The sequence below is a fragment of the Bacillus sp. VT 712 genome, from assembly GCF_001614195.1.
Classification (GTDB): Bacteria; Bacillota; Bacilli; order Bacillales; family Bacillaceae_H; genus Priestia; species Priestia flexa.
The window spans coordinates 162,539-185,288 of sequence record NZ_LWBK01000002.1; the positions used below are offsets into that span (position 1 = coordinate 162,539).

A 22,750-nucleotide genomic window follows, 5' to 3' on the forward strand; every position below is an offset into this window, starting at 1 on the left:
TCATATCATGGACACGCTTTTTCATTTAGGTTAAACCGTTTCTTCAGCTGTCATCCAAGCTGGATCTGAAGGGTTTTCTCTCCATTTAAAGAGCTTTTTCATTGCAGCTTCCTGGATGTATCCTGCTTCACTTGCCGCTTCTACAAGCGTTGAATAATCCGTTAATGAGTAAACCTGCAAACCTTCTTCTTTAAATAACTGACGCGCTTTTTCCAGTTCGTATGTAAAGATAGATACGACACCCAGTACGTTGCAGCCTTGTTCTTTTAACGCATTCACTGCTGTCAGAACACTGCCCCCAGTTGAGATTAAGTCTTCAATTACAACGACCTTTTGACCTTCTTTTACTTTTCCTTCAATTTGGTTACCACGACCATGTCCCTTCGCTTTACTGCGAACATAGCACATCGGTAACTCAAGCGCTTCGCTCACCCACGCTGCATGTGGAATTCCAGCCGTTGCTGTTCCTGCAATTACTTCTGCATTTGCAAAATATGTTTTAATCAAACTTTGCAAACCTTTAGCAATCTCTTTTCGAACACCTGGATAAGATAGCGTTAGGCGATTATCACAATAGATGGGAGATTTAATTCCAGAAGCCCATGTAAATGGGTGATCTGGTTGAAGGCTAACTGCCTGGATATCAATTAGTTGTTTGGCGATTTCTTTTCGTAAGTTTGTCATTGTGATACATGCTCCCCTTTCCATTGCTTTAACATTTGGTAATAAGCTTCTACTGGATTGCTTGCGTTTGTCACAGAGCGTCCTACTACAATAGCACTTGCTCCGTATTCTCTCGCAAGCTCAGGTGTTGCTACTCGTACTTGATCATCATTTGAATCAAGCGCCATTCGAATTCCAGGCGTTACGGTTAAAAACGATTTACCTACAGCCTTACGTATGCTTGGCACTTCATGAGTTGAGCATACCACACCATCTAATTTGCTTTGATGAGCAAGAGAAGCATAATGTGTTACAACTTCTTGCATTGAATGTGTAATAAGCTGCTGCTCTTTCAACATTGTATCAGATGTGCTTGTGAGCTGAGTCACTGCGATGCATAGCGGGCGCTGTTTACCAGCAGAAGTACCTGCTTCCAGCCCTTCAAGAGCCGATTGCATCATGTGTGTACCTCCGGCCGCATGAACGTTCACTAAATCAACGTCTAGAGAAGCCAATGATTTCATTCCATTTTTCACTGTATTCGGAATATCATGAAGCTTCAAGTCTAGAAAAATTTCATGTCCCTGCTCTTTTAAATAAGAAACGATTGCTAACCCTTCTTTATAGAAAAGCTCCATTCCTACTTTCACATAAAGAGACTCTCCTTGAAACGGTGCTAAAAAATTTTTCACATCATGAAGTGATGAAAAATCAAGAGCAATGATAAACGGCTTTTTCATGTTTTTTCCAGCTCCTTCCTACACATTCAGATACATGCTCATACCCTAAAGAATTAATTAATTTTGGCAGCTCATCGATGATAGTTGGACAGACGTAAGGATCTACAAAGTTTGCTGTTCCTACTGCAACTGCGCTCGCACCTGCGTATAAAAATTCCAACGCATCTTCAGCCGTCGTCACTCCACCCATTCCAATGATTGGAATATTTACTTTTTGGCTCACTTCATGCACCATACGAATAGCTACTGGCTTAATTGCCGGACCTGATAATCCGCCAGTTCCGTTTGCTAACACCGGCTGTGCCGTTTTTAAATCAAGACGCATTCCCAAAAGCGTATTAATCATCGTTAATCCATCTGCTCCCGCTGATTCTACTGCTGTAGCCATCCCTACAATATTTGACACGTTCGGAGATAACTTAACGTATACAGGCACTTCCGATACCTCTTTTACCGCTTTTGTTAAGCGAGCAGCAATCACTGGATCAACGCCAAAAGCGATGCCACCTTCTTTTACGTTTGGACATGAAATATTTAACTCTAATGCTTTTACATTTGAAGCAGTTGAAATCTTCTTTGCCACTTCTACGTACTCTTCAACAGATGCACCTGCAACGTTTGCAATAATGGGTACATCGTATTTTTGAAGCCATACTAACTCTTCTGACATAACTTTTTCTAACCCTGGGTTTTGTAATCCAATTGCATTTAGCATCCCTGCTTGGGTTTCTGCCACGCGCGGTGTTGGATTTCCAAACCTTATTTTCGCAGTTGTAGCTTTAATCATGATAGCTCCAAGCGTATCCAATGAATAAAACTGTGCATACTCTCTTCCAAACCCAAAGCATCCCGAAGCTGGCATGATGGGATTTTTTAAATTTAATCCTGGTAATTTCGTTTGAAGCATGTTCATAAAAGCACCTCCCCTGCTTGGAAAACGGGTCCATCACTACAAATTTTCTTATATGCATTAGACTCTTCAGCTTGACGACATACACATGCAAAACAAGCTCCAATTCCACAGCCCATTCTTTCCTCTAATGAAATATAAAGGGGCTTATCGCTATAGTTTGCTTCTAAAGCGCGTAGCATGGGCGTTGGGCCACAAGAAAACATCGTGTCGTACGGCAGTTGAAGTCGATCAATTACGTCCGTTACAAACCCTTTTGTACCCAAAGTTCCGTCCACCGTTGCAATATGCGTGTCTCCTAGTTCGTTAAATTCTTCTTCATAAAACACATCCGCAGCTGACTGAAATCCAAGTACATGAACAACCTTGATTCCTTTTGCCATTAAGCGTTTGGACAGCTCGTATAGAGGAGGAACTCCAATCCCTCCACCTACCAATACAGCTGCTTTCCCACTTTCTAGCACATCTGTCGGAAACCCGTGACCTAAAGGTCCTAACACATCTACTGCTTCGCCTGACTGCTTGCTAGCAAGTAGCTTTGTTCCTGCACCTTCCGCACGATAAATCATCTTAAACTCATTTGCATGTTGGTTAATTTCAGCGATGCTAATCGGCCTTCTTAGAAGGGGTAAATACTGATTCTCAACGCGAATGTGAACGAACTGACCAGGCTCATTCATGAAACGAACAAGCTCGCCTTTCAGTGTTAATTCGTAAACGTTATGAGTTAAAGGACGCTGCTTGACGACTTGCATCATTTCATGTTTTTTCATACAGTTGTCACCTCACGAGCTGGGCGCGCTTCTTTCATCGGTACGGTGTGGAAGCTAATTGTTTCAAGTACGCGTAGAATTGCTTCTGCTGTATCTAGTGACGTTAAGCAAGGTACGCCATTTTCAACTGCTTCACGACGAATTTTAAATCCATCACGAGCCGGTTGCTTACCTTTTGTTAATGTGTTAACCACAAGCTGCGCTTCACCTGTGCGAATGACATCAAGTAGGTTATGATCTTGGTCGTGAATTTTGTTTACCACTTTCACGCGAATGTTTTCTTTTTCGAATACTTCTGCTGTTCCTTCTGTTGCAATAACTTGATAACCGATATTGGCAAAGCGTTTTGCAAGCTCTGTTGCTTCTTCTTTGTCTTTATCTGATACCGTCATCAGTACTGAGCCGTATGGTTTGATTGACATTCCCGACGCAATTAAGCCTTTGTAAAGAGCTTTTTCATACGTAGAATCTTGTCCCATTACTTCACCCGTTGACTTCATTTCTGGTCCAAGCGTAATATCAACACGGCGTAGCTTCGCAAATGAGAACACCGGTACTTTTACATACACGCCTTCTTCTTCTGGATGTAGACCAGACTCGTAGCCGAGATCTTTTAGGCTTGTTCCTAAAATCACTTTTGTCGCAACATTAGCCATTGGAATGCGCGTAATTTTACTTAAGAACGGTACCGTACGACTTGAGCGTGGGTTTACTTCTAGTACATAAACCTCCCCTTTTGATAGAACAAACTGAATGTTCAGCAGTCCGATAATATTTAAGCCTTTCGCAATTCTTGTTGTATAGTCGATAATCGTGTTTTTTACTTCCTCTGATAATGTTTGAGGAGGGTAGACTGCAATTGAATCACCTGAGTGGACACCTGCGCGCTCTACGTGCTCCATAATTCCTGGAATAACCACTGTTTCACCATCAGAGATTGCATCTACTTCAATCTCTTTACCCGTTAAGTAACGGTCGATTAAAACAGGATGGTCTGCGTGTACTTTTACTGCATTTTTCATGTAATGCAGCAGCTCTTCTTCTTTGTATACAATTTCCATTGCACGTCCACCTAGTACATAAGAAGGACGAACAAGAACTGGATAGCCGATTTCACTTGCAACAACGACTGCTTCTTCAACTGAAGTTACAGTTTTACCTAAGGGTTGCGGTACATCTAATCGAGCAAGCGTTGCTTCAAACTTTTTACGATCTTCGGCTGCATCTAAGCTTTCTAGAGATGTTCCTAAGATTTTTACACCTCTTGCTGCAAGCTCTTCTGCTAGATTGATAGCTGTTTGTCCACCGAACTGAACAACCACACCTTCTGGCTTTTCTAAGTCGATAATATGCATTACATCTTCTACCGTAAGCGGCTCAAAATATAATTTATCTGAGATACTGAAGTCAGTCGAAACGGTTTCTGGATTGTTGTTAACAATGATTGCTTCGTAACCAGCCTCTTTAATTGCCCATACGGAATGCACCGTCGCATAGTCGAATTCAATTCCTTGACCGATACGAATCGGACCAGATCCTAACACCATCACACTCTTGCGCTCCGTTACGGTTGACTCGTTTTCCTCTTCAAATGTCCCATAGAAGTAAGGTGTGCTTGATTCAAACTCTGCTGCGCATGTATCAACTGTTTTATAAACTGGTGTTACGCCATTTTGCTTGCGGAAATCATATACTTCACGCTCTGATTGATTCCACAGCTTCGCAATGGTATCATCTGCAAATCCCATTTCTTTTGCTTTCTGTAACACTTCAATATTATGAATCTCTTCTTTTAACACAGCTTCAAATGCAATTATTCGTTCAAGCTTCACTAAGAAGAATAAGTCAATCTTACTCCAATCGTGGATCTGCTCGATCGTTACGCCGCGACGAATCGCTTCAGCGATGTAGAATAAACGCTCATCGCCTGCTTTACGAATTCGCTTTTCAATGATTTCATCGCTAAACTCATGCGCGTCTTTAAGCTCTAAGTGATGAACATTTGCTTCTAGCGAACGAACAGCCTTTAGAAGTGACTCTTCAAACGTACGACCAATTGCCATTACTTCGCCTGTTGCTTTCATTTGTGTTCCAAGCTTACGGTTAGCTGATTCAAATTTATCAAACGGCCAGCGTGGAATTTTTGATACGATGTAATCAAGCGCTGGTTCAAAGCATGCATACGTTTTTCCTGTAACAGGATTCATCATTTCATCCAGAGTTAATCCAACAGCAATTTTAGCTGCTAGCTTTGCAATTGGATATCCTGTCGCTTTCGATGCAAGTGCTGAAGAACGGCTTACGCGCGGATTTACTTCAATGACATAGTATTGAAAGCTTTCTGGGTCAAGCGCTAGCTGAACGTTACATCCACCTTCAATCTTTAATGCTCGAATAATCGTTAGTGAAGCATTTCGTAATAGCTGATATTCACGATCGCTTAACGTTTGACTTGGTGCTACAACGATAGAATCACCCGTGTGAATCCCTACTGGGTCAAAGTTTTCCATGTTACATACAACAATTGCATTATCGTTTGCATCACGCATTACTTCATATTCAATTTCCTTAAATCCAGCAATACTTTTTTCTAATAGACATTGCGTTACCGGACTGTTTTTCAAACCGCTTGTGACAATTTCAATGAGTTCTTGTTCATTATGACAAATACCGCCGCCTGTTCCGCCTAACGTGTATGCTGGACGAACAATAACTGGATAATCTACTTGTTCAACGAATGAATATGCTTCGTCAAGCGTATGGATAATTTCACTTGCTGGAACCGGCTGGTTTAGGTCGTTCATTAGAGAGCGGAACTGCTCACGATCTTCTGCTTGTTCAATAGCTGATAACTTTGTACCAAGAATTTCAACGTTAAATTCTTCTAAAATACCTGTGTTGTGAAGCTCAACAGCTAAGTTTAGTCCCGTTTGTCCTCCAAGTGTTGGGAGTAACGCATCTGGGCGCTCTTTACGAATAATTGAACTTACAAACTCAACCGTTAGAGGTTCGATATATACTTTATCTGCCATCTCGGAATCCGTCATAATCGTTGCAGGGTTGGAGTTTACAAGAATAACTTTGTACCCTTCTTCTTTTAATGCAATACATGCTTGTGCACCAGCATAATCAAATTCTGCTGCTTGACCAATGACGATTGGACCTGATCCGATTACTAAAATAGTTTGAATATCTTGACGTTTTGGCATTAGCAATTACCTACTTTCTGATTGTTTTTCATAAGTTCCATAAATTCATTAAATAATCCGTTTGCGTCCTCTGGTCCAGGTGATGCTTCTGGATGATATTGTACGGTGAACGCTGGATACTTCGTATGTTTAACTCCTTCAACTGTTCCATCATTTAACGCGATATGCGTAACTTCTAAATCCGTGTTTTCTAGTGATGCTTCACGCACCGTATAGCCATGGTTTTGAGAAGTAAGAGCAACTTTGTTTGTTCGTAAATCTTTTACAGGATGATTAGAACCTCTATGACCAAACTTCATTTTCTCTGTATCTGCCCCGCAGGCTAATGAAAATAATTGATGTCCTAAACAAATTCCGAACAAAGGTACTTTTCCTAAAATTCCGTTAATCATATCGATAGCTTCCGGCACATCTTTTGGATCTCCAGGTCCATTGCTCAGCATAATCCCATCTGGGTTCAAGCGAAGAACCTCTTCTGCAGTCACGTTGTAAGGAACTACGATGACGTCACACTGGCGAGCCGTTAATTCTCTAAGAATCCCGTGCTTCATTCCATAGTCAACTAGTACTACTTTTTGACCGCGTCCTGGGCTTGGATATGCATTTGTTGTTGATACTTTTTTAACTGAATCTGTTGGCAAGCTGTAGTTTTTAAGACCTGTAACTACCTCTTCTACGTTCACGTCCATCCCGCATACTCGACCGCGAAGCGCACCGTGCTGGCGAATTTTACGCGTTAGTTTACGCGTATCAATTCCAGCTAAACCAGGAATGTCTTTTTGTTTCAAAAACTCATCAACTGAAAGTTCACTTCTGAAATTTGATGGGACTTCGCAAACTTCTTTCACAATTAAACCATGCACAGCTGGTTCAATCGATTCAAAATCATCGCGATTAATTCCGTAGTTTCCAATCATAGGATATGTTAAAGTGACGATTTGTGCGCAGTAAGAGGGATCTGATAAAATTTCTTGATATCCCGTCATGCCTGTATTAAAGACAACTTCTCCCGTCATCTCTCTTTCGCTGCCAAATCCTTCTCCAATAAATACTGTTCCATCTTCTAAAATTAGTTGACGTTGCATACTTTAACATCCTCCCATACTTGTTTACCTTCTACTAATGTCATGATTGGCCAGCCCTTGCAAGACCAGTTTGCAAATGGTGTATTTTTACCTTTTGATACAAATTCTGCTGGATTAATCTTTCTTTCTGTTTCTAAATCAATGAGCGTCAAATCTGCTGGTTTTCCAACTTCAAGCGTTCCGTATGGAAGCTTAAACGTTTCTGCCGGCTTATTCGTTAAGTACGAAATGAGCTGCTCTAATGTAATGACTCCTTTTAAAACTAAGTTTGTATAAAGAAGTGGAAACGCGGTTTCAAGCCCAACAATTCCAAACGGAGCAAGCTCCATCCCTTCCGCTTTTTCTTCAGCCGTATGCGGCGCATGGTCTGTTGCAATGAAATCAAGCGTTCCGTCTAATAACGCTTCAATTAGCGCTTGTTGATCTTCTTTTCCGCGAAGTGGCGGGTTCATTTTGAAGTTAGCATCAAGCGATGGAATATCTTCTTCGCTTAATAAAAGGTGATGCGGCGTTACTTCGGCAGTTACGCGAATGCCTGCTTTTTTCGCATCGCGAATTGTACGAATGGACTCTTTTGTACTTACATGACATACATGGTAGTGACAGCCTGCTTCTTCCGCTAGTAGAACATCTCTTGCAATCTGCACGGCTTCACAAATAGATGGAATGCCGTTAAGCCCATGCTCTTTTGCAAACTTTCCGTCATGTACACACCCTTTGTTAATAAGTTCATTATCTTCACAATGTGCAACAATTGCTTTGTCTAGTTCAGCAGCTGTTTTCATTGCTTCTAGCATCTTTCCTGTCGACTGGACACCCACACCATCATCTGTAAAAGCAAATGCTCCGGCTTCTTTTAACCCTTCAAAGTTTGTAAGATCTTTTCCAAGCTGACGAATTGTAATGGATGCATAAGGTAGCACACGTACATGGGCTGTTTCTTCAATTTGTTTATTCAGCCATTCCATTTGTTCAACAGTATCTGGTACCGGGCGGGTATTTGGCATAGCTGCAATTGCGGTAAATCCACCTTTGGCAGCTGCTAACGTTCCCGTTTCAATTGTTTCTTTCTTTTCTCCACCAGGCTCTCTTAAATGAACATGCACATCAATAAAACCTGGTGCTACTAAATGACCGTTTGCATCAATAACCTCTTCATCCGTTGCGGGAATTTCGCTTGCAATTTCAGTGATTATGCCATTTTCAATCTTTAATTCAATTCTTTCACGCTTTCCCTCAGTTAACCATGTAGCATTTTTGATAATTGTTTTCATCATTCATTCCCCTTTCAACTGATTGTAATGATCGTGCTAAAACAGCCATTCGGATGTAAACGCCGTTTTCCATTTGTTTAAAAATTCTTGAGCGTTGACACTCAACTAGTTCATCCGCAATTTCTACCCCGCGGTTGACTGGAGCCGGGTGTAAGATAATGCTGCCATTTTTCATACTTTTCTCTCGCTCAACCGTAAGGCCGTAGCGACTGTGATATTCTTCCTCTAAAGTAGAGTGGTTCTTTGAATGCCTTTCAAACTGAATTCGAAGTAACATCACCACATCAACAGTTTGTATAGCCTCATCCACGCCTATATATGTACCATATGGATTTGACTCATCTCGCCACTCTTCTGGTCCAGCGAAATAAACCGTTGCGCCTAGTTTTGTTAACATTTCAGCGTTTGAACGGGCAACGCGACTATGCCTCAAATCCCCCATAATGGCAATTTTTAAGCCTTTGAAAGACCCAAACTCTTGCTGAATCGTGAGTAAATCCAGCAGGCACTGCGTTGGATGCTGACCACAGCCATCCCCTGCATTAAGAATTGGAATCGATACTTGTTCTTGAAGTTTTTCATAATAGCGATCTTCTGGATGGCGAATGACCACCGATTGAACTCCAATGGCTGCTAGCGTCTCAATGGTGTCGTAAAGAGTTTCTCCTTTTTGGACACTTGACGTTGTCACTTCAAAAGGGATGGTTGTTAAACCTAACTTTTGCTCAGCCATTTCAAAACTGCAGCGCGTTCTCGTGCTCGCTTCAAAAAATAGGTTCGCCACAAACATCTTTTCCTTCGGGTACCACCCTCGTTGATTTACTCGATAGTTTTCAGCATCACTTAAGATTTGTAGAATTTCATTTACTTCTAGCGTTGAGACTGTCACTAAATGTTTCATATCGATTCCCTCCATTTTGTTTCATCTCATTCACTTTTTATAAAATTGAACTTCCATCAGTGAAGACTTTCTTCATCTCTACTGATTGTTAGTTAAACTTGTTAAACGTTATTTAGCAGTGTAAGTGGAATAAAAAACACCCTTTCTTGATATAGAAAGGGTGTGAGAAAACAAGCATCGTCTTTGACGCGCTGTACTACACCCTTGGAAACCTCTCTGGATTTCTTTTAAAAGGCGTTTATGAAATTTTTTGATTTTCTTGTACTTCTTCTACTTCTGAAGTCACAGCTTCCGGCTCTTTCGATTTTGGTAGTACAAGGTTTAAGATGATTCCTACAATAGTTGCAAGTGCCATTCCATCGATCTGTACTTGTTCAGAAAGCTCCAGGTGTGCTCCTCCAACTCCCAATACGAGAATGATGGATGCGATGACTAAGTTGCGTTTATCTCCAAGGTCAACCTGTCCGTCAACCATCATGCGCAGTCCTGATGCGGCAATAATTCCAAACAAGAGGATTGATACACCGCCCATGACTGGTGAAGGTACGCTCGAAATCAGCGCTGTCACTTTTCCACTAAATCCAAACAAGATGGCGATGACCGCTGCTCCTCCTAGCACAAAAACGCTAAACACTCTTGTAATTGCAAGTACGCCGATGTTTTCACCGTATGTTGTATTCGGAGGACCTCCCATTAAACCTGCAAGCATCGTTGCAACTCCATCACCTAACACCGTACGATGCAAACCTGGCTTTTCGATGTAGTTACGATCGACAATCTTATTTAACACAAGCAGATGTCCAATGTGTTCTGAAAGCGTCACTACCGCTACAGGAACCATTACTAGAATGATGCCTAGCGAAATCGATGGCGTGTAGGACACGAATGGGATATAAAAATCTGGGACTGCAATGAATGGTGCTTCTTTTACTTCTTTTAAGCTTACTAAGCCTTGTGTATAGGCAAACAGATAGCCACCAACAATTCCAATGAAGATTGGAATCAAGCTAATTATGTTTTTAAAGTATACTGAGCAAATAACCGTAATAGCGAGCGTAACAAGCGCGACAAGCAGGTACTGACTGCTATAATTCCCATCAGCATCATTCATCGCCATGCTTACAGCCTTGTTAGCTAAGCCCAAGCCAATCACAATAATAACGGGCCCTACTACAATCGGTGGCAATAGCTTCATAACCCAGTTAATTCCTGTTCCTTTAATAACAAGGGCTACAATTCCGTATACTAGCCCTGCTAGGAAACAACCGACCATGGCCTGTTCAGGTCCAAGCGTTGCTTTCGCTGAAATAATTGGTGCGATAAACGCGAAGGATGACCCAAGGTAAGCGGGTACTTGCCCTCTTGTAATCAGTAGAAATGCCAGTGTCCCCACTCCACTTGATACAAGTGCTACTGCCGGGCTTAATCCTACTAAAAACGGAACTAAAATCGTCGCTCCAAACATCGCGAACAGGTGCTGAATACTAAGGGCTAACCATTTTACCGGACTTGGTCGATCGTGTATATCAAGTACAATCTGTTGTTTCATTCTTCTCTTCTCCTTTTACGCCCATAAAAAAACCTCTTTACACAAGTGCGCAAAGAGGTTTCCACAGCATGAAGCAACATGACGAATCATTCGCTTCACGCAGTGTTTCCCCCTTTTGCAGCCTCACGGGACTACCGTTTAAAAGGGCGTGTATATTATTTTTCGTAAATAGCTACTTGGTCCAGTTCATCAACTTCTGCTAACTGAACGGCAATTTTTTCTGACTTCGCTGTTGGTACGTTTTTCCCCACGTAGTCTGCACGAATTGGAAGCTCTCTATGGCCTCGATCCACAAGCACAGCCAGCTGAATCAGCTCAGGTCTGCCGATATCAATAAGCGCATCCAGCGCTGCACGAACCGTACGACCCGTGTACAATACGTCATCAACCAGTATGACGTTCTTGCTTGTAATATCCGTCGGGATATCCGACCCCTTTACAAGCGGCTCATCGTTATTCGTTACTTTTGATAAATCATCTCGATAAAGCGTAATATCTAGCTCTCCAACCGGTAGCGTTTTTCCTTCAATTTGTTCGATACGCTCAGCTAGACGCTTTGCTATATAAATTCCGCGTGTCTTAATTCCAACAAGCACGCAGTTATCAATGCCTTTATTCTTTTCAATAATTTCATGCGCGATTCTTGTTAATGCGCGACGAATTGCTTGGTCATCTAGTACAGTTGCTTTTACATTCATCTGTTCTTCACCCCAATTATGACATAAAAAAATCCTCTACCGCTAAGGTGAGAGGATTAAAACGCCTACGTTTATCTGTAGAAAAGGGTAGAAAAAACCCACGTTTTGTACGTTTCCTTCTCAGCCTCACGGGACTGTCTTTAAAGGTTCTCATTAAGTTACCTACAGTATGACAGTTTCATTACTTCTTGTCAACTTCTTTTTTTAAGTAGCTCCAGCATTTCTTCAAATACTTTTGGTACAGGTGCTTCAAACTCAATATATTCGTTTGTACGAGGGTGAACAAAACCTAACACGCCAGCATGAAGTGCTTGTCCTTCAATAGGAAGCGTCTTTTTTGGCCCATACTTTGGGTCTCCTGCAAGAGGAAAACCAATGTACTTCATGTGAACGCGAATTTGGTGCGTTCTTCCCGTTTCAAGCTTACACTCCACTAATGAAAAATCTTTAAAGCGTTCCAATACTGTAAAATGCGTTACGGCATCGCGAGATCTATCATCCGTAACAGTCATACTTTGACGCTCTTGCTTATCGCGGCCAATTGGTGCATCAATTGTACCATGATCATGTTGAATAACGCCGTGTACAATCGCTTTGTAACGTCGCGTTACTGTTTTAGCAACGAGCTGATTTACAAGTGATTCATGAGCCATATCATTTTTTGCCACCATTAGCAGTCCAGACGTATCTTTATCAATACGGTGTACAATCCCTGGTCTCATTACTCCGTTAATGCCAGATAAATCTTTGCAGTGAGCCATTAAGCCGTTTACAAGGGTCCCAGTATAATGACCTGGAGCTGGATGAACAACCATACCTCTAGGCTTGTTTACGACTAGCACGTCTTCATCTTCATAATAAATATCTAGGTCCATTTCTTCGGCAACAATGTCCGGTTCTTTTAAATCAGGCACTTCTAATGTAACAACGTCCCCAACTTTACATTTATAGTTTCCTTTTACCGTATCGCCGTTTACTTTTGCAAACTCATCTTTAATCCACTGCTGAACCTGTGAACGTGACCATTCTGTATTAGCAGTTGCTAATACCTTATCGATACGTTCACTTTTTTGTCCTTCTTCAATAACAATTTCAACTACGCTCATTCTTTCGTGCTCTCCTTCTTTTGCTTTCCTTCAAATAACGTGAGGATAAACATAATACCAACACCAACTACCAATGCTGAATCCGCAACGTTAAAGATTGGAAAATCGTATGTGAAAATGTATGTATTAACGAAATCCACCACTTCTTGGCGAAAAACACGGTCAATAAAGTTCCCTATTGCTCCACCTAACATCAGCCCAAGCGCTACTCCAAGCCACTTATCCGCTTTATTTATCTTCCGAATATACACGATAAGCCCTATGACAACAATAATGGTGATAACATAAAAAAACCACATTTGTCCTTGTAAAATGCCCCAAGCTGCTCCTCTATTTCGATGTGAAGTAATATACAAAAAGTTGTCAATAACCGGAATACTTTCACCAAGTTCCATTTCTTTAACTACAATCCACTTTGTTAACTGGTCAAAAATAATAATAGCCAAAGCAATCATATAATAAAACAAAGCCGTTTCCTCCTGCCGTAAAGTCAAACGAATCCATACTACAGCATTTTAGCATATATTTTATATTTTTTCTCGCTTCTTACCATAAAACAAATAAATCTTGTTCCGTTCTGGCGGTTGGGATGACTTTTAATTTGTGAATACACATTTGTTCCCCCGTATTTTCATCGATTCCAAACGCTCCGACATCAAGCTTTGCTAAAGCTCGCTCTACATCTTTTAAATCTGCTTTAATCATATCAATAACGTATCGTTCTTTATAGGGTTCATATTTCATCTCATTCGTATTACCATCATATTGAATTAGGCGTTCTTGTAGTTCTTCCTTTATAACTGATAGTTCTTGTCCAATTGAAAGGTACTGCTCGTACATTAAACCGCCTCCTTATCGATGAAATCAATCTTATTGATTTTATCGTTACCGATATTGAGACGATTGCAACACGACAAGTTTTTCCTTCCTTCAAAAATCTCATAACAATACGTGTTGGGAATTTCGTACAGTCTTTTTTCCAAAAAAAGAGTTTGGGACATAACAAAATGATTGCTTCTAAAAGACGAACACTAGCTGTTCCCATCTCTTTAGTTTGTCTCAACTCGTTCGTTCCATTGCGCTACGGCCACTCGCTTTCCGCGGGGAGGAACCTGAGCTTCCTCGCTGCGCTGCGGGATCTCAGTTTTCCCTCTCTTTCCCGCAGGAGTCGAGTGTCCTACGCTCCATTCCACCCTATTTCCAACATTGTTTTCACAATCAACAAAAAACCTGAACGATTAAAAGTGAGAAACTCTCAATCGTTCAGGTTTATCATTGGCTGAATTACTTATGTCCCAGCCTCTTTTTCCGCTTTACTGCTGAACGTAGTTCGTTTTCACCACATCTGCACATCTTGCACATAATGTTGGGTGAGCTGAGTCTGAACCAACTGTTGTTGTAACTGTCCAACAACGTTCACATTTTTCTCCTTCAGCAGGTGTCACAACGATTGCTGCGTGCTCAAAGCGCTGTGCAGTTTCCGGCGCATCTGCTACGTCACCAGCAACCTCTAAGCCTGAAACGATAAACAATTGACCTACGTTTTCTGAGATAGACGCTAACAATTGCTTCGTCTCAGCGTTTGGATATAGAGTCAACTTAGCTTCAAGAGATTTTCCGATTACCTTTTCATTACGAGCCTGTTCAAGTGCTTTTAACACTTCGTCACGGAGTTCCATAAACGCATCCCATTTTTTCTCGAGCTCATCTGCACCAGCAATTTCTTTCACTTCTGGCATATCAACTAGCTGGACGCTTTCTTCTTCTACGTTTGGAATATGAACCCATACCTCATCAGCTGTATGAGAAAGGATTGGAGATACTAACTTTGTTAGAGATAGTAGCGTTTCGTAAAGAACGGTTTGAATGCTACGACGCTCTACGTTGTTTGCACCTTCGATATATAATACGTCTTTTGCAAAATCTAAATAGAACGAACTCATATCAATCGTACAGAAATTATGAACTGCATGATAAATACTTGAGAACTCATATGCATCGTATGATTTCTTCACTTTATCCACTAATTTATTGAGCTTAACTAGCATGTAACGATCTACTTCACGAAGCTGCTCTACTGAAATCGCATCCGTTTGTGGATTGAAATCTGCTAGGTTTCCTAATAAGAAGCGGAACGTATTACGAATTTTACGATATACTTCAGCTACTTGTTTCAAGATGTTATCAGATACGCGTACATCTGCCTGGTAGTCAACAGACGCTACCCATAAGCGTAGAATATCTGCACCTAACTGTTTCATAACCTTAGCTGGAATAACCGTGTTACCAAGTGATTTACTCATTTTACGACCTTCACCATCTAAAGCAAAACCATGACTTAAAACGGCTTTATAAGGTGCTTCACCCGTTACAGCAACGCTTGTAGATAAGCTTGAGTTAAACCAACCGCGATATTGGTCAGACCCTTCTAGATAAAGGTCAGCCGGACGCTGTAACCCTTCACGCTCTTCAAGTACAGCTTGGTGAGAAGATCCAGAATCAAACCATACGTCCATAATATCCGTTTCTTTTGTGAAATGACCGTTTGGACTACCAGGATGAGTAAAGCCTTCCGGTAATAAATCTTTTGCTTCACGCTCAAACCATACGTTTGAACCATGCTGACGGAACAGCTCTGATACATGCTCAATTGTCTCATCCGTAATAATCGGCTCATCATTTTCAGCATAAAACACAGGAATTGGTACGCCCCATGCGCGTTGACGAGAAATACACCAGTCTCCACGATCACGAACCATGTTGTAAAGACGAGTTTCGCCCCAAGCAGGAACCCACTGTGTTTTTTCTACTGCCTCTAATAGCTCTTTACGGAAGTCTTTAATTGATGCAAACCATTGCGCTGTTGCACGGAAAATTGTCGGCTTTTTCGTACGCCAGTCATGTGGATATGAATGCGTGATGAATGATAGCTTTAACAGGGCGCCTTCTTCTTGAAGCTTTTCAGTAATGGCCTTGTTCGCATTATCATAGAATAAGCCTTCAAATCCAGGCGCTTCCTCTGTCATATGACCTTTGCTGTCAACTGGACAAAGTACACCTAAACCGTATTTTTGACCCACAATAAAGTCATCTTCCCCGTGTCCTGGAGCCGTATGAACACACCCAGTACCCGCATCAGTTGTAACATGGTCACCTAAAACGAGTAGAGAATCACGCTTGTAAATTGGATGTTCTGCTACTACGTGCTCAAGTTCAGCACCTTTCATAGTACGCACTACTTCATATTCAACCCATTCAATCTCTTTTGCAACGGTCTCAACAAGTTCTGATGCCACGATGTATTTAGCACCATCTACGGCCACTACGCTATATTGAAGCTCTGGGTTTACAGCAATAGCTAAGTTTGCCGGCATTGTCCATGGCGTTGTTGTCCAGATGATAAATTTCTCATCACTTTCCACTACGCCTTTACCATCCTTTACATTAAACGCCACGTAAATAGACGCAGAGCGCTTATCATAATATTCAATTTCAGCTTCTGCTAACGCTGATTCACTAGATGGAGACCAATAAACTGGTTTTAGTCCTTTGTAGATATAGCCTTTTTTCGCCATATCTCCAAATACTTTAATTTGCTGAGCTTCGTATTCAGGCTGAAGCGTCACATAAGGGTTATCCCAATCAGCACGCACACCTAAACGTTTGAACTGTTCACGTTGACCTTCCACTTGCTCCCATGCATACTGTTCGCAAAGCTTACGGAACTCAGCAACGCTCATTTCTTTACGGTTGACTTTTTTATTCTTTGTTAAAGCTGTTTCAATCGGTAAACCGTGCGTATCCCAACCAGGTACATAAGGGGCACAAAAACCTGACATGGATTTATAGCGAACGATAAAGTCCTTTAAGATTTTATTCAGTGCATGCCCCATATGAATATCACCATTTGCATAAGGAGGGCCATCATGTAACACGAATAATGGACGACCTTCTGTACGCTTTTGAACTTTTGCATAAATGTCCATTCCCGCCCACTTTTCTTGCATTTGTGGCTCACGATTTGGTAAATTTCCACGCATCGGAAATTCTGTTTTCGGCATTAATAACGTATCTTTATATTCCAAAGTTCTAACCTCCATAAAATCGTAAATTTCATTCCGTATATAGCTACAACAAAAAGAGACCTTCTCATCCCAAAAAGGGACGAGAAGGTCTCCCGCGGTACCACCCTTGTAGACAAACAGCACTTCCGTTTGTCCTCTCAGCATTCGTAACGTGAATAACACGTCGCTGCTTACTTCGTTTCAGCAGCAATACTCCAGGGTGATATTCGTTTCTTAGATTAGACCGAGCTCTCACCTTCCTCGGTTCGCTAAACGTAATCATGTAAGAAACTACTGTCCCTATCTCCGTACTATACGTATGAAATTTCATCTGTTACCAAATTATATGACAACAAAACGAAAGAAGTCAAGGTTCTGTCTTGACTAGTCAATTTTTTCTTCTAACGCAGGCATTTCATAGTCCATTAATTGATCCCAATCATCACTGTTTAACATTTCTAACTGGGCTTCAATTAACATTTTAAAACGCGTACGGAATACTTTTGACTGCTTTTTCGTCTCTTCAATATCCATCGCAATTTTACGAGACTTTGATAAAGCTTCATTGATAATGCGGTCAGCATTCTTTTCCGCTTCTTTTACAATTAGCTTCGCTTCTTTCTCTGCGTTTCGCTTTACGTCTTCTGCTGCTTCTTGAGCAATTAAAATTGATTTATTCAGCGTTTCTTCAATGTTAGTAAAATGCCCTACCTTTTCAGTAAGCTCAGTTACTCGCACTTCTAATTCTTTTTTCTCACGAATAATTAATTCGTAATCCTTAATTACTTGGTCAAGAAATTCATTGACCTGGTCTTCATCATATCCACGAAACCCACGATTAAATTCTTTGTTATGAATATCTAAAGGGGTTAAAGGCATGTAGGCCACCTCCACGTTGTCTCATTACATTGTTTGTAATGGAATATTCGACATATTTTTTTTGTTTCCTGCTTACAATTTTTGTTATTGTTGTTTCCCTACAATTACTCGCCACTTATCTTTTTTTGTTTTCCCCTCAACTGATATAACTTTACTTCGACCAAAACCTCTTAGTGAAAGTATATCATCTGCTTTGCACTCAAAAGAAGGCTGTTCAACCGTTTTAAAATTTACTTTTACCGCTCCACTTCCAATAAACGGCTGCACCTTTTGACGAGATAAATTGTAAATGGTAGATAGTAAAACGTCTAACCGCATGGATGATACAGTATACGTTTTTTCCTGAAATTCACTTTGAACTTGAAGTAACTCTGTGCGGTCTTTTTTTACAAGAGATATTTTGGCTTTACCCACTGACGTGAAGTTTGCTTCCACGTAAGAAGATATTTCATCGGCAATAACCAGCTGTATGCGCTCATCTTGTACCAAAACATCACCAAACTTTGACCGTTTTAACCCAAGCGACATTAATGCTCCTAACACTTGAGAGTGCTCAACCGTAACAAATTTACTAGGATAGTGCAGCTCGTAGTAGCTCAGTTGAAAATCTTCATTTCCCACCTCATAATAATCAGGATATAAAAGCGCTCGCTTTCGTTCTCCTTGTTCACTTCCACCGTCAAACGAAACAAGCACTTCTCCTTCTGTTCCAATGATAGCTGAAACAATTTGCTGCTCGCGTGGGTCTAAAAAGTCCGTCAGCTTTGGACTATATTGATTAAGAACATCTTCTTTCCACTCTAATACGAGGTCAATAAATGCTCGTTCTTCTTCTCGAAAATGTTGATAAATAGACATGTCTACTCTCCTTGCTCGTATGTAAAAAAGGAATCAAATGATTCCTTTTTATATGAACCCTAACATTCTAAATAGCGATACGAGTCCACCACTTGCAAAGCGTAACACAAGAATAGCTACCAGTGGTGAGAGATCAATCATTCCAAGCGGAGGAATGATTCGTCGAAACGGCTCAAGGTAAGGTTCACAAATGCTTCCCAGCATTTGTCCAAATCGAGATGCGCGAATGTCGGGAACCCATGACATAAAAATGTAAATAATGAGCGCCCATGAATAAATCTCGATTAACTGAAGCAAAATCCTAAGTACGATTTCCATATACGGTTACCACCTCTTTACGTTGCTTGTTTCATGTTCAGTGAGCATATCTGAAATGCTACCACTAACATCGACATTGTCTGGCGTACATAAAAAAATATCGGTTCCGATTTTTTGAATGTCACCACCTAAAGCATAAACCGTTCCGCTTAAAAAGTCGACTATTCTTACTGCTTGATCACGCTGAATTCGCTGTAAATTGACAACAACGACTTTGCGGTTCTTTAAATGATCGGTAATATCTTGGGCTTCGGCATAAACGCGTGGTTCAGATAAGACCATCTTCGATGACTTTTGTACGCTTTGCAAACTTATAACATTTTGCTGCTGACTGCTAACTTGCTTTTGCGTCTTAGAAGGTTGAACAGCAGCAGGTTCATTGTCATATTCTTTTTGTTCATATCGTTCTTCTACGTACTCTTCTGTCTCATCATCCATGGCAAAAAAATTTTTAAAACGATTCTTCATACTCATCGCCTGACACCTCCTTAACGTTCTTAACCAACCAGTGTGGTTCCTAATCGAATAAATGTTGCTCCTTCTTCAATAGCAATTTGGTAATCATTTGACATTCCCATTGAAAGCTCTTGGCAAGGAGCATAGCGTAAATTAAGAGTTTGAATTTCTTGCTGTAGCTTTTTTAAATCTTTAAAACAATTTCTTAATACCTTCTCATCGTCCGTATGAGGAGCCATTGTCATTAACCCAACAACTTGAACATTTGGGTATTCCTCTAATGCTTGAATAAATGGAACAACCTCATCTGCTGATAGCCCATGCTTAGATTCTTCTTCCGCAACGTTTACCTGTACAAAGCATTTTACTGGCTTACTCGCTCGCTTATTAATCTCTTTTGCTAGCGATAAACGATCTAACGAATGAATATACGATGCTTGATTGATAATATTTTTCACTTTACGCGTTTGGAGCGTTCCAATAAAGTGCCATGTGGCCTTGTCACCAATTTCCTCATACTTCTCCGTCATGCCCTCATCACGATTTTCTCCTAGATGTATAAGGCCTGCTTCTACGGCCTCTTGTGCGCGCTCAGTAGAAACGTATTTTGTTACGGCTACAACCCTTACTTCTTCTGGGTGACGCCCTACCTTCTCACAGGCTAGGTTAATTTGTTCTTTTACTTGTTCTAAATTGCTTGCTACGCTTGCTGTCACTATGTAGTCAATCCTCCTTAAAACCTATAAAGCTAAACATACGACCGGTTTTACCTTGATCGCGACGATGCGAAAAGAATAGATCATCTTCACAGCTTGTACAATGGGATGAAACGATAATATTTGCTTCATTAACACCAGCTTTTTTCATCAAATAAACATTTAGTTTTTTCAAATCTAGTCGATATTGATTCGGAGAAATTTGCACATATACGTCCGCTGACGACGCTACTTCATTCACTGCTGAAATGACGCGGTCATCGACAATATAGCAGCATGATTCAATCGCTGGCCCTACAGCAGCATAAATATCTTCAACGGGTATTTGCTCTTCCTGTACCCATTTTCGAATCATCTCACCCGCAATATCTTTAACTGTTCCTTGCCATCCAGCATGAGCTAGCCCTACCATATGATGATTTGGAGCATAAAAATATAGAGGTACACAGTCTGCATAGCATAGTGCTAACAAGACGTTTGATTCATTTGTATAAATTCCATCTGTTTGTGCAATTCCATCTTCATAAGCATGCATTCCCTTTCCTGATTGCTTACGCGTTACTTTTTGTACAACCGAATTATGTACTTGTTCAGCGCAAACCCAATTCGATAAGGGCATATTTAGCTGGTTAGCTAATAGTTCTCTATTTAAAATAACGTGTTCTTTGTTGTCATGTACGTGCAGTCCAAGGTTGAATGAAGTAAACGGAGGCTCACTTATTCCACCGTTTTTAGTCGTAAAGCCACTTAACAGCTGACTATTTTCATCCATCCACGGACGAAGCCACATAAACGATTCATGATGGCTTTTTGTAAAAGCAGCTTTATTCATGTATGTGACACACCCTTTATCTATTGTTCTCAAATATTGTACCACAGATTGAGAATAGCTGTTTATAAAAATACATTAATTCTCTTCAAGTTCGTAGCTGTCTTTATAGCGTACTAAAATAACGTCAGAACCAATCTTTACGATATTTCGCCACGGAATGACAATTTCCTCTTCTTTCCCAAAAAAACCAAGCATTCTTGAGTTCCCAATGACAATCGCTTGAATTTTACCAGTGGCTAAATCAATATCAATATCTCCTACATGTCCAAGGCGCTTGCCGTCTGCTACGTTAACCACATCTTTAATTTGAAATTCAGAAATCTTTAACATCCCTATTCCCCCTATTCTCTTAGCCAACACGTTATTTTAAAAAACGTAGAAATCTCTTTGTATATGTATATTTAAACTTGAGTGATTTCATGAAAGAAACGGTAATTTTACGCGCTTTTTCTTCTATCAAACAAACCGCCGCACAGACTGATCCATGCGGCGGTTTATCATACGTATGAAGCCAAAAATATTAGCTTTGAATGTTCTTATTCATCTGTTTAATGGCTGCTTTTTCTAAACGAGATACCTGTGCTTGTGAAATCCCAATTTCATCAGCCACTTCCATTTGAGTCTTTCCTTGAAAGAAGCGTTTTCGTAAAATTAGTTTTTCTCTCTCATTTAGTCGACGCATCCCTTCCTGTAAGGCTATTTCTTCAATCCAAGTAGAATCGCGATTTCGCTCGTCACTAAGCTGATCCATCACATAAATAGGATCTCCTCCATCATTGTAGATAGGTTCAAATAATGATACTGGGTCTTGAATAGCGTCTAACGCAAATACAATATCTTCATGTGGAACTTCTAATACTTTGGCTATTTCTTCTGCAGTTGGCTCTTTTGATGTTTCACTCATTAATCTTTCTCGAACTTGGAGTGCCTTATATGCAATGTCTCTTAATGATCTTGATACCCGAATTGGGTTATTGTCTCGCAAGTAGCGGCGAATTTCTCCAATAATCATCGGAACAGCATATGTAGAAAATTTTACGTTTTGTCCTAAATCAAAGTTGTCAATAGATTTCATGAGGCCAATACAACCCACTTGAAATAAATCATCAACGAATTCTCCGCGATTATTAAAACGCTGAATTACACTTAGAACAAGACGTAGGTTACCACTCACTAACTTCTCACGAGCGGTTTCATCACCAGCTTGCAGCTCCTTAAATAAAAGACGCATCTCATCATTCTTCAATACAGGAAGCTTTGAAGTATCTACTCCACAAATTTCTACTTTATTTCTTGTCAATTCTTTCCCTCCTCACAGGAGATGATGTTCTGAGTTCAGTATCTCCTTGAAAGGAAAAAATATGCACATTCAAAATTCTTACATTTTATTCCTGAAACAAAATGCGGTAACAGCAGAGTCAGAACGCCTACTTGTTACCGCATTTTGTTACACCATTTTATTAAATTCTTTTCGGAGCCTTTTAATAATTCGCTTTTCTAATCGTGAAATATACGATTGAGAAATACCAAGCATATCCGCTACATCCTTTTGCGTTTTCTCTTCCCCACCTGCTAATCCAAATCTTAACTCCATAATTTGCTTTTCACGATCATTAAGTTGATGTAAAGCTTTTAATAACAGCTTCCTATCTACATTCGCTTCTAAGTCTTTTGTAATGATATCTTCTTCCGTTCCCATTACATCCGAAAGTAAAAGCT

Annotated in this window: 23 protein-coding genes and 1 other annotated feature; all 23 genes read right to left on the reverse strand. The window is 40.6% G+C overall.

The features are described from left to right. Positions 1 to 30 precede the first annotated feature (30 nt). A complete protein-coding gene (gene pyrE / locus A2U94_RS01520) occupies positions 31 to 684 on the reverse strand; it encodes an orotate phosphoribosyltransferase (RefSeq protein WP_025909047.1) in 654 nt (217 codons plus the stop codon). Then, entirely contained in the window at positions 681 to 1,403 is a 723-nt protein-coding gene (pyrF, locus tag A2U94_RS01525; protein ID WP_025909048.1) for an orotidine-5'-phosphate decarboxylase, read from the reverse strand. The genes pyrE and pyrF overlap by 4 nt, the downstream gene beginning before the upstream one ends. Next, positions 1,375 to 2,316, reverse strand: coding sequence for a dihydroorotate dehydrogenase (locus A2U94_RS01530; RefSeq protein ID WP_062954394.1), 942 nt, complete (start codon positions 2,314 to 2,316; stop codon positions 1,375 to 1,377). The genes pyrF and A2U94_RS01530 overlap by 29 nt, the downstream gene beginning before the upstream one ends. Further along, positions 2,313 to 3,086, reverse strand: coding sequence for a dihydroorotate dehydrogenase electron transfer subunit (locus tag A2U94_RS01535; RefSeq protein WP_062954395.1), 774 nt, complete (start codon positions 3,084 to 3,086; stop codon positions 2,313 to 2,315). The genes A2U94_RS01530 and A2U94_RS01535 overlap by 4 nt, the downstream gene beginning before the upstream one ends. Next, a complete protein-coding gene (gene carB, locus A2U94_RS01540) occupies positions 3,083 to 6,295 on the reverse strand; it encodes a carbamoyl-phosphate synthase large subunit (protein WP_062954396.1) in 3,213 nt (1,070 codons plus the stop codon). The genes A2U94_RS01535 and carB overlap by 4 nt, the downstream gene beginning before the upstream one ends. Continuing rightward, the gene (locus A2U94_RS01545; protein ID WP_025909052.1) at positions 6,295 to 7,380 is read right to left on the reverse strand and encodes a carbamoyl phosphate synthase small subunit; all 1,086 of its coding nucleotides are present in this window, start codon (positions 7,378 to 7,380) and stop codon (positions 6,295 to 6,297) included. Before A2U94_RS01545 ends, carB begins: the two co-directional genes overlap by 1 nt. Next, entirely contained in the window at positions 7,365 to 8,654 is a 1,290-nt protein-coding gene (pyrC, locus tag A2U94_RS01550) for a dihydroorotase (protein WP_025909053.1), read from the reverse strand. Before pyrC ends, A2U94_RS01545 begins: the two co-directional genes overlap by 16 nt. Continuing rightward, on the reverse strand, positions 8,617 to 9,555 hold the full coding sequence (locus A2U94_RS01555; RefSeq protein WP_025909054.1) for an aspartate carbamoyltransferase catalytic subunit: 939 nt from the start codon (positions 9,553 to 9,555) through the stop codon (positions 8,617 to 8,619). Before A2U94_RS01555 ends, pyrC begins: the two co-directional genes overlap by 38 nt. Positions 9,556 to 9,793: 238 nt before the next feature. Beyond that, positions 9,794 to 11,104 carry a uracil-xanthine permease family protein gene (locus A2U94_RS01560; RefSeq protein WP_062686229.1) on the reverse strand — a complete coding sequence of 437 codons (1,311 nt, stop codon included), beginning with the start codon at positions 11,102 to 11,104 and terminating at the stop codon, positions 9,794 to 9,796. Positions 11,105 to 11,259: 155 nt separating this feature from the next. Next, positions 11,260 to 11,802, reverse strand: a complete 543-nt coding sequence (pyrR, locus tag A2U94_RS01565; protein WP_025909056.1) for a bifunctional pyr operon transcriptional regulator/uracil phosphoribosyltransferase PyrR — start codon at positions 11,800 to 11,802, stop codon at positions 11,260 to 11,262. Between the two features lie 191 nt (positions 11,803 to 11,993). Continuing rightward, positions 11,994 to 12,908, reverse strand: coding sequence for an RluA family pseudouridine synthase (locus A2U94_RS01570; RefSeq protein ID WP_025909057.1), 915 nt, complete (start codon positions 12,906 to 12,908; stop codon positions 11,994 to 11,996). After that, positions 12,905 to 13,375: a signal peptidase II gene (gene lspA, locus A2U94_RS01575; RefSeq protein WP_025909058.1), complete on the reverse strand. Its 471-nt coding sequence runs from the start codon at positions 13,373 to 13,375 to the stop codon at positions 12,905 to 12,907. The genes A2U94_RS01570 and lspA overlap by 4 nt, the downstream gene beginning before the upstream one ends. 79 nt (positions 13,376 to 13,454) lie before the next feature. Continuing rightward, positions 13,455 to 13,748 carry a conjugal transfer protein TraR gene (locus A2U94_RS01580; RefSeq protein WP_025909059.1) on the reverse strand — a complete coding sequence of 98 codons (294 nt, stop codon included), beginning with the start codon at positions 13,746 to 13,748 and terminating at the stop codon, positions 13,455 to 13,457. 473 nt (positions 13,749 to 14,221) lie between these two features. Beyond that, positions 14,222 to 16,993, reverse strand: coding sequence for an isoleucine--tRNA ligase (gene ileS / locus A2U94_RS01585; protein ID WP_025908854.1), 2,772 nt, complete (start codon positions 16,991 to 16,993; stop codon positions 14,222 to 14,224). A gap of 72 nt (positions 16,994 to 17,065) precedes the next feature. Continuing rightward, positions 17,066 to 17,288 (reverse strand) — a binding site (T-box leader). A gap of 68 nt (positions 17,289 to 17,356) precedes the next feature. Then, positions 17,357 to 17,851 (reverse strand): DivIVA domain-containing protein, encoded by a 495-nt coding sequence (locus tag A2U94_RS01590; RefSeq protein ID WP_025908853.1) that lies wholly within the window; start codon positions 17,849 to 17,851, stop codon positions 17,357 to 17,359. Between the two features lie 84 nt (positions 17,852 to 17,935). Further along, positions 17,936 to 18,709, reverse strand: a complete 774-nt coding sequence (locus A2U94_RS01595) for a YlmH family RNA-binding protein (RefSeq protein ID WP_025908852.1) — start codon at positions 18,707 to 18,709, stop codon at positions 17,936 to 17,938. 48 nt (positions 18,710 to 18,757) lie between these two features. Continuing rightward, complete coding sequence (locus tag A2U94_RS01600; RefSeq protein ID WP_025908851.1) at positions 18,758 to 19,027, reverse strand: YggT family protein; 270 nt, start codon at positions 19,025 to 19,027, stop codon at positions 18,758 to 18,760. A gap of 6 nt (positions 19,028 to 19,033) precedes the next feature. Continuing rightward, complete coding sequence (locus A2U94_RS01605) at positions 19,034 to 19,501, reverse strand: cell division protein SepF (RefSeq protein ID WP_025908850.1); 468 nt, start codon at positions 19,499 to 19,501, stop codon at positions 19,034 to 19,036. 23 nt (positions 19,502 to 19,524) lie between these two features. Continuing rightward, positions 19,525 to 20,199, reverse strand: coding sequence for a YggS family pyridoxal phosphate-dependent enzyme (locus A2U94_RS01610; protein WP_035320310.1), 675 nt, complete (start codon positions 20,197 to 20,199; stop codon positions 19,525 to 19,527). Positions 20,200 to 20,206: 7 nt separating this feature from the next. Beyond that, positions 20,207 to 21,031 carry a peptidoglycan editing factor PgeF gene (gene pgeF / locus A2U94_RS01615; RefSeq protein WP_025908849.1) on the reverse strand — a complete coding sequence of 275 codons (825 nt, stop codon included), beginning with the start codon at positions 21,029 to 21,031 and terminating at the stop codon, positions 20,207 to 20,209. Positions 21,032 to 21,106: 75 nt separating this feature from the next. After that, complete coding sequence (locus A2U94_RS01620; protein WP_025908848.1) at positions 21,107 to 21,361, reverse strand: YlmC/YmxH family sporulation protein; 255 nt, start codon at positions 21,359 to 21,361, stop codon at positions 21,107 to 21,109. A 190-nt stretch (positions 21,362 to 21,551) separates the two neighbouring features. Next, positions 21,552 to 22,331 carry an RNA polymerase sporulation sigma factor SigG gene (gene sigG / locus A2U94_RS01625; protein WP_025908847.1) on the reverse strand — a complete coding sequence of 260 codons (780 nt, stop codon included), beginning with the start codon at positions 22,329 to 22,331 and terminating at the stop codon, positions 21,552 to 21,554. Between the two features lie 147 nt (positions 22,332 to 22,478). Then, the coding region (locus tag A2U94_RS01630; RefSeq protein ID WP_156482209.1) for a sigma-70 family RNA polymerase sigma factor at positions 22,479 to 22,750 on the reverse strand (272 nt) is incomplete at its 5' end.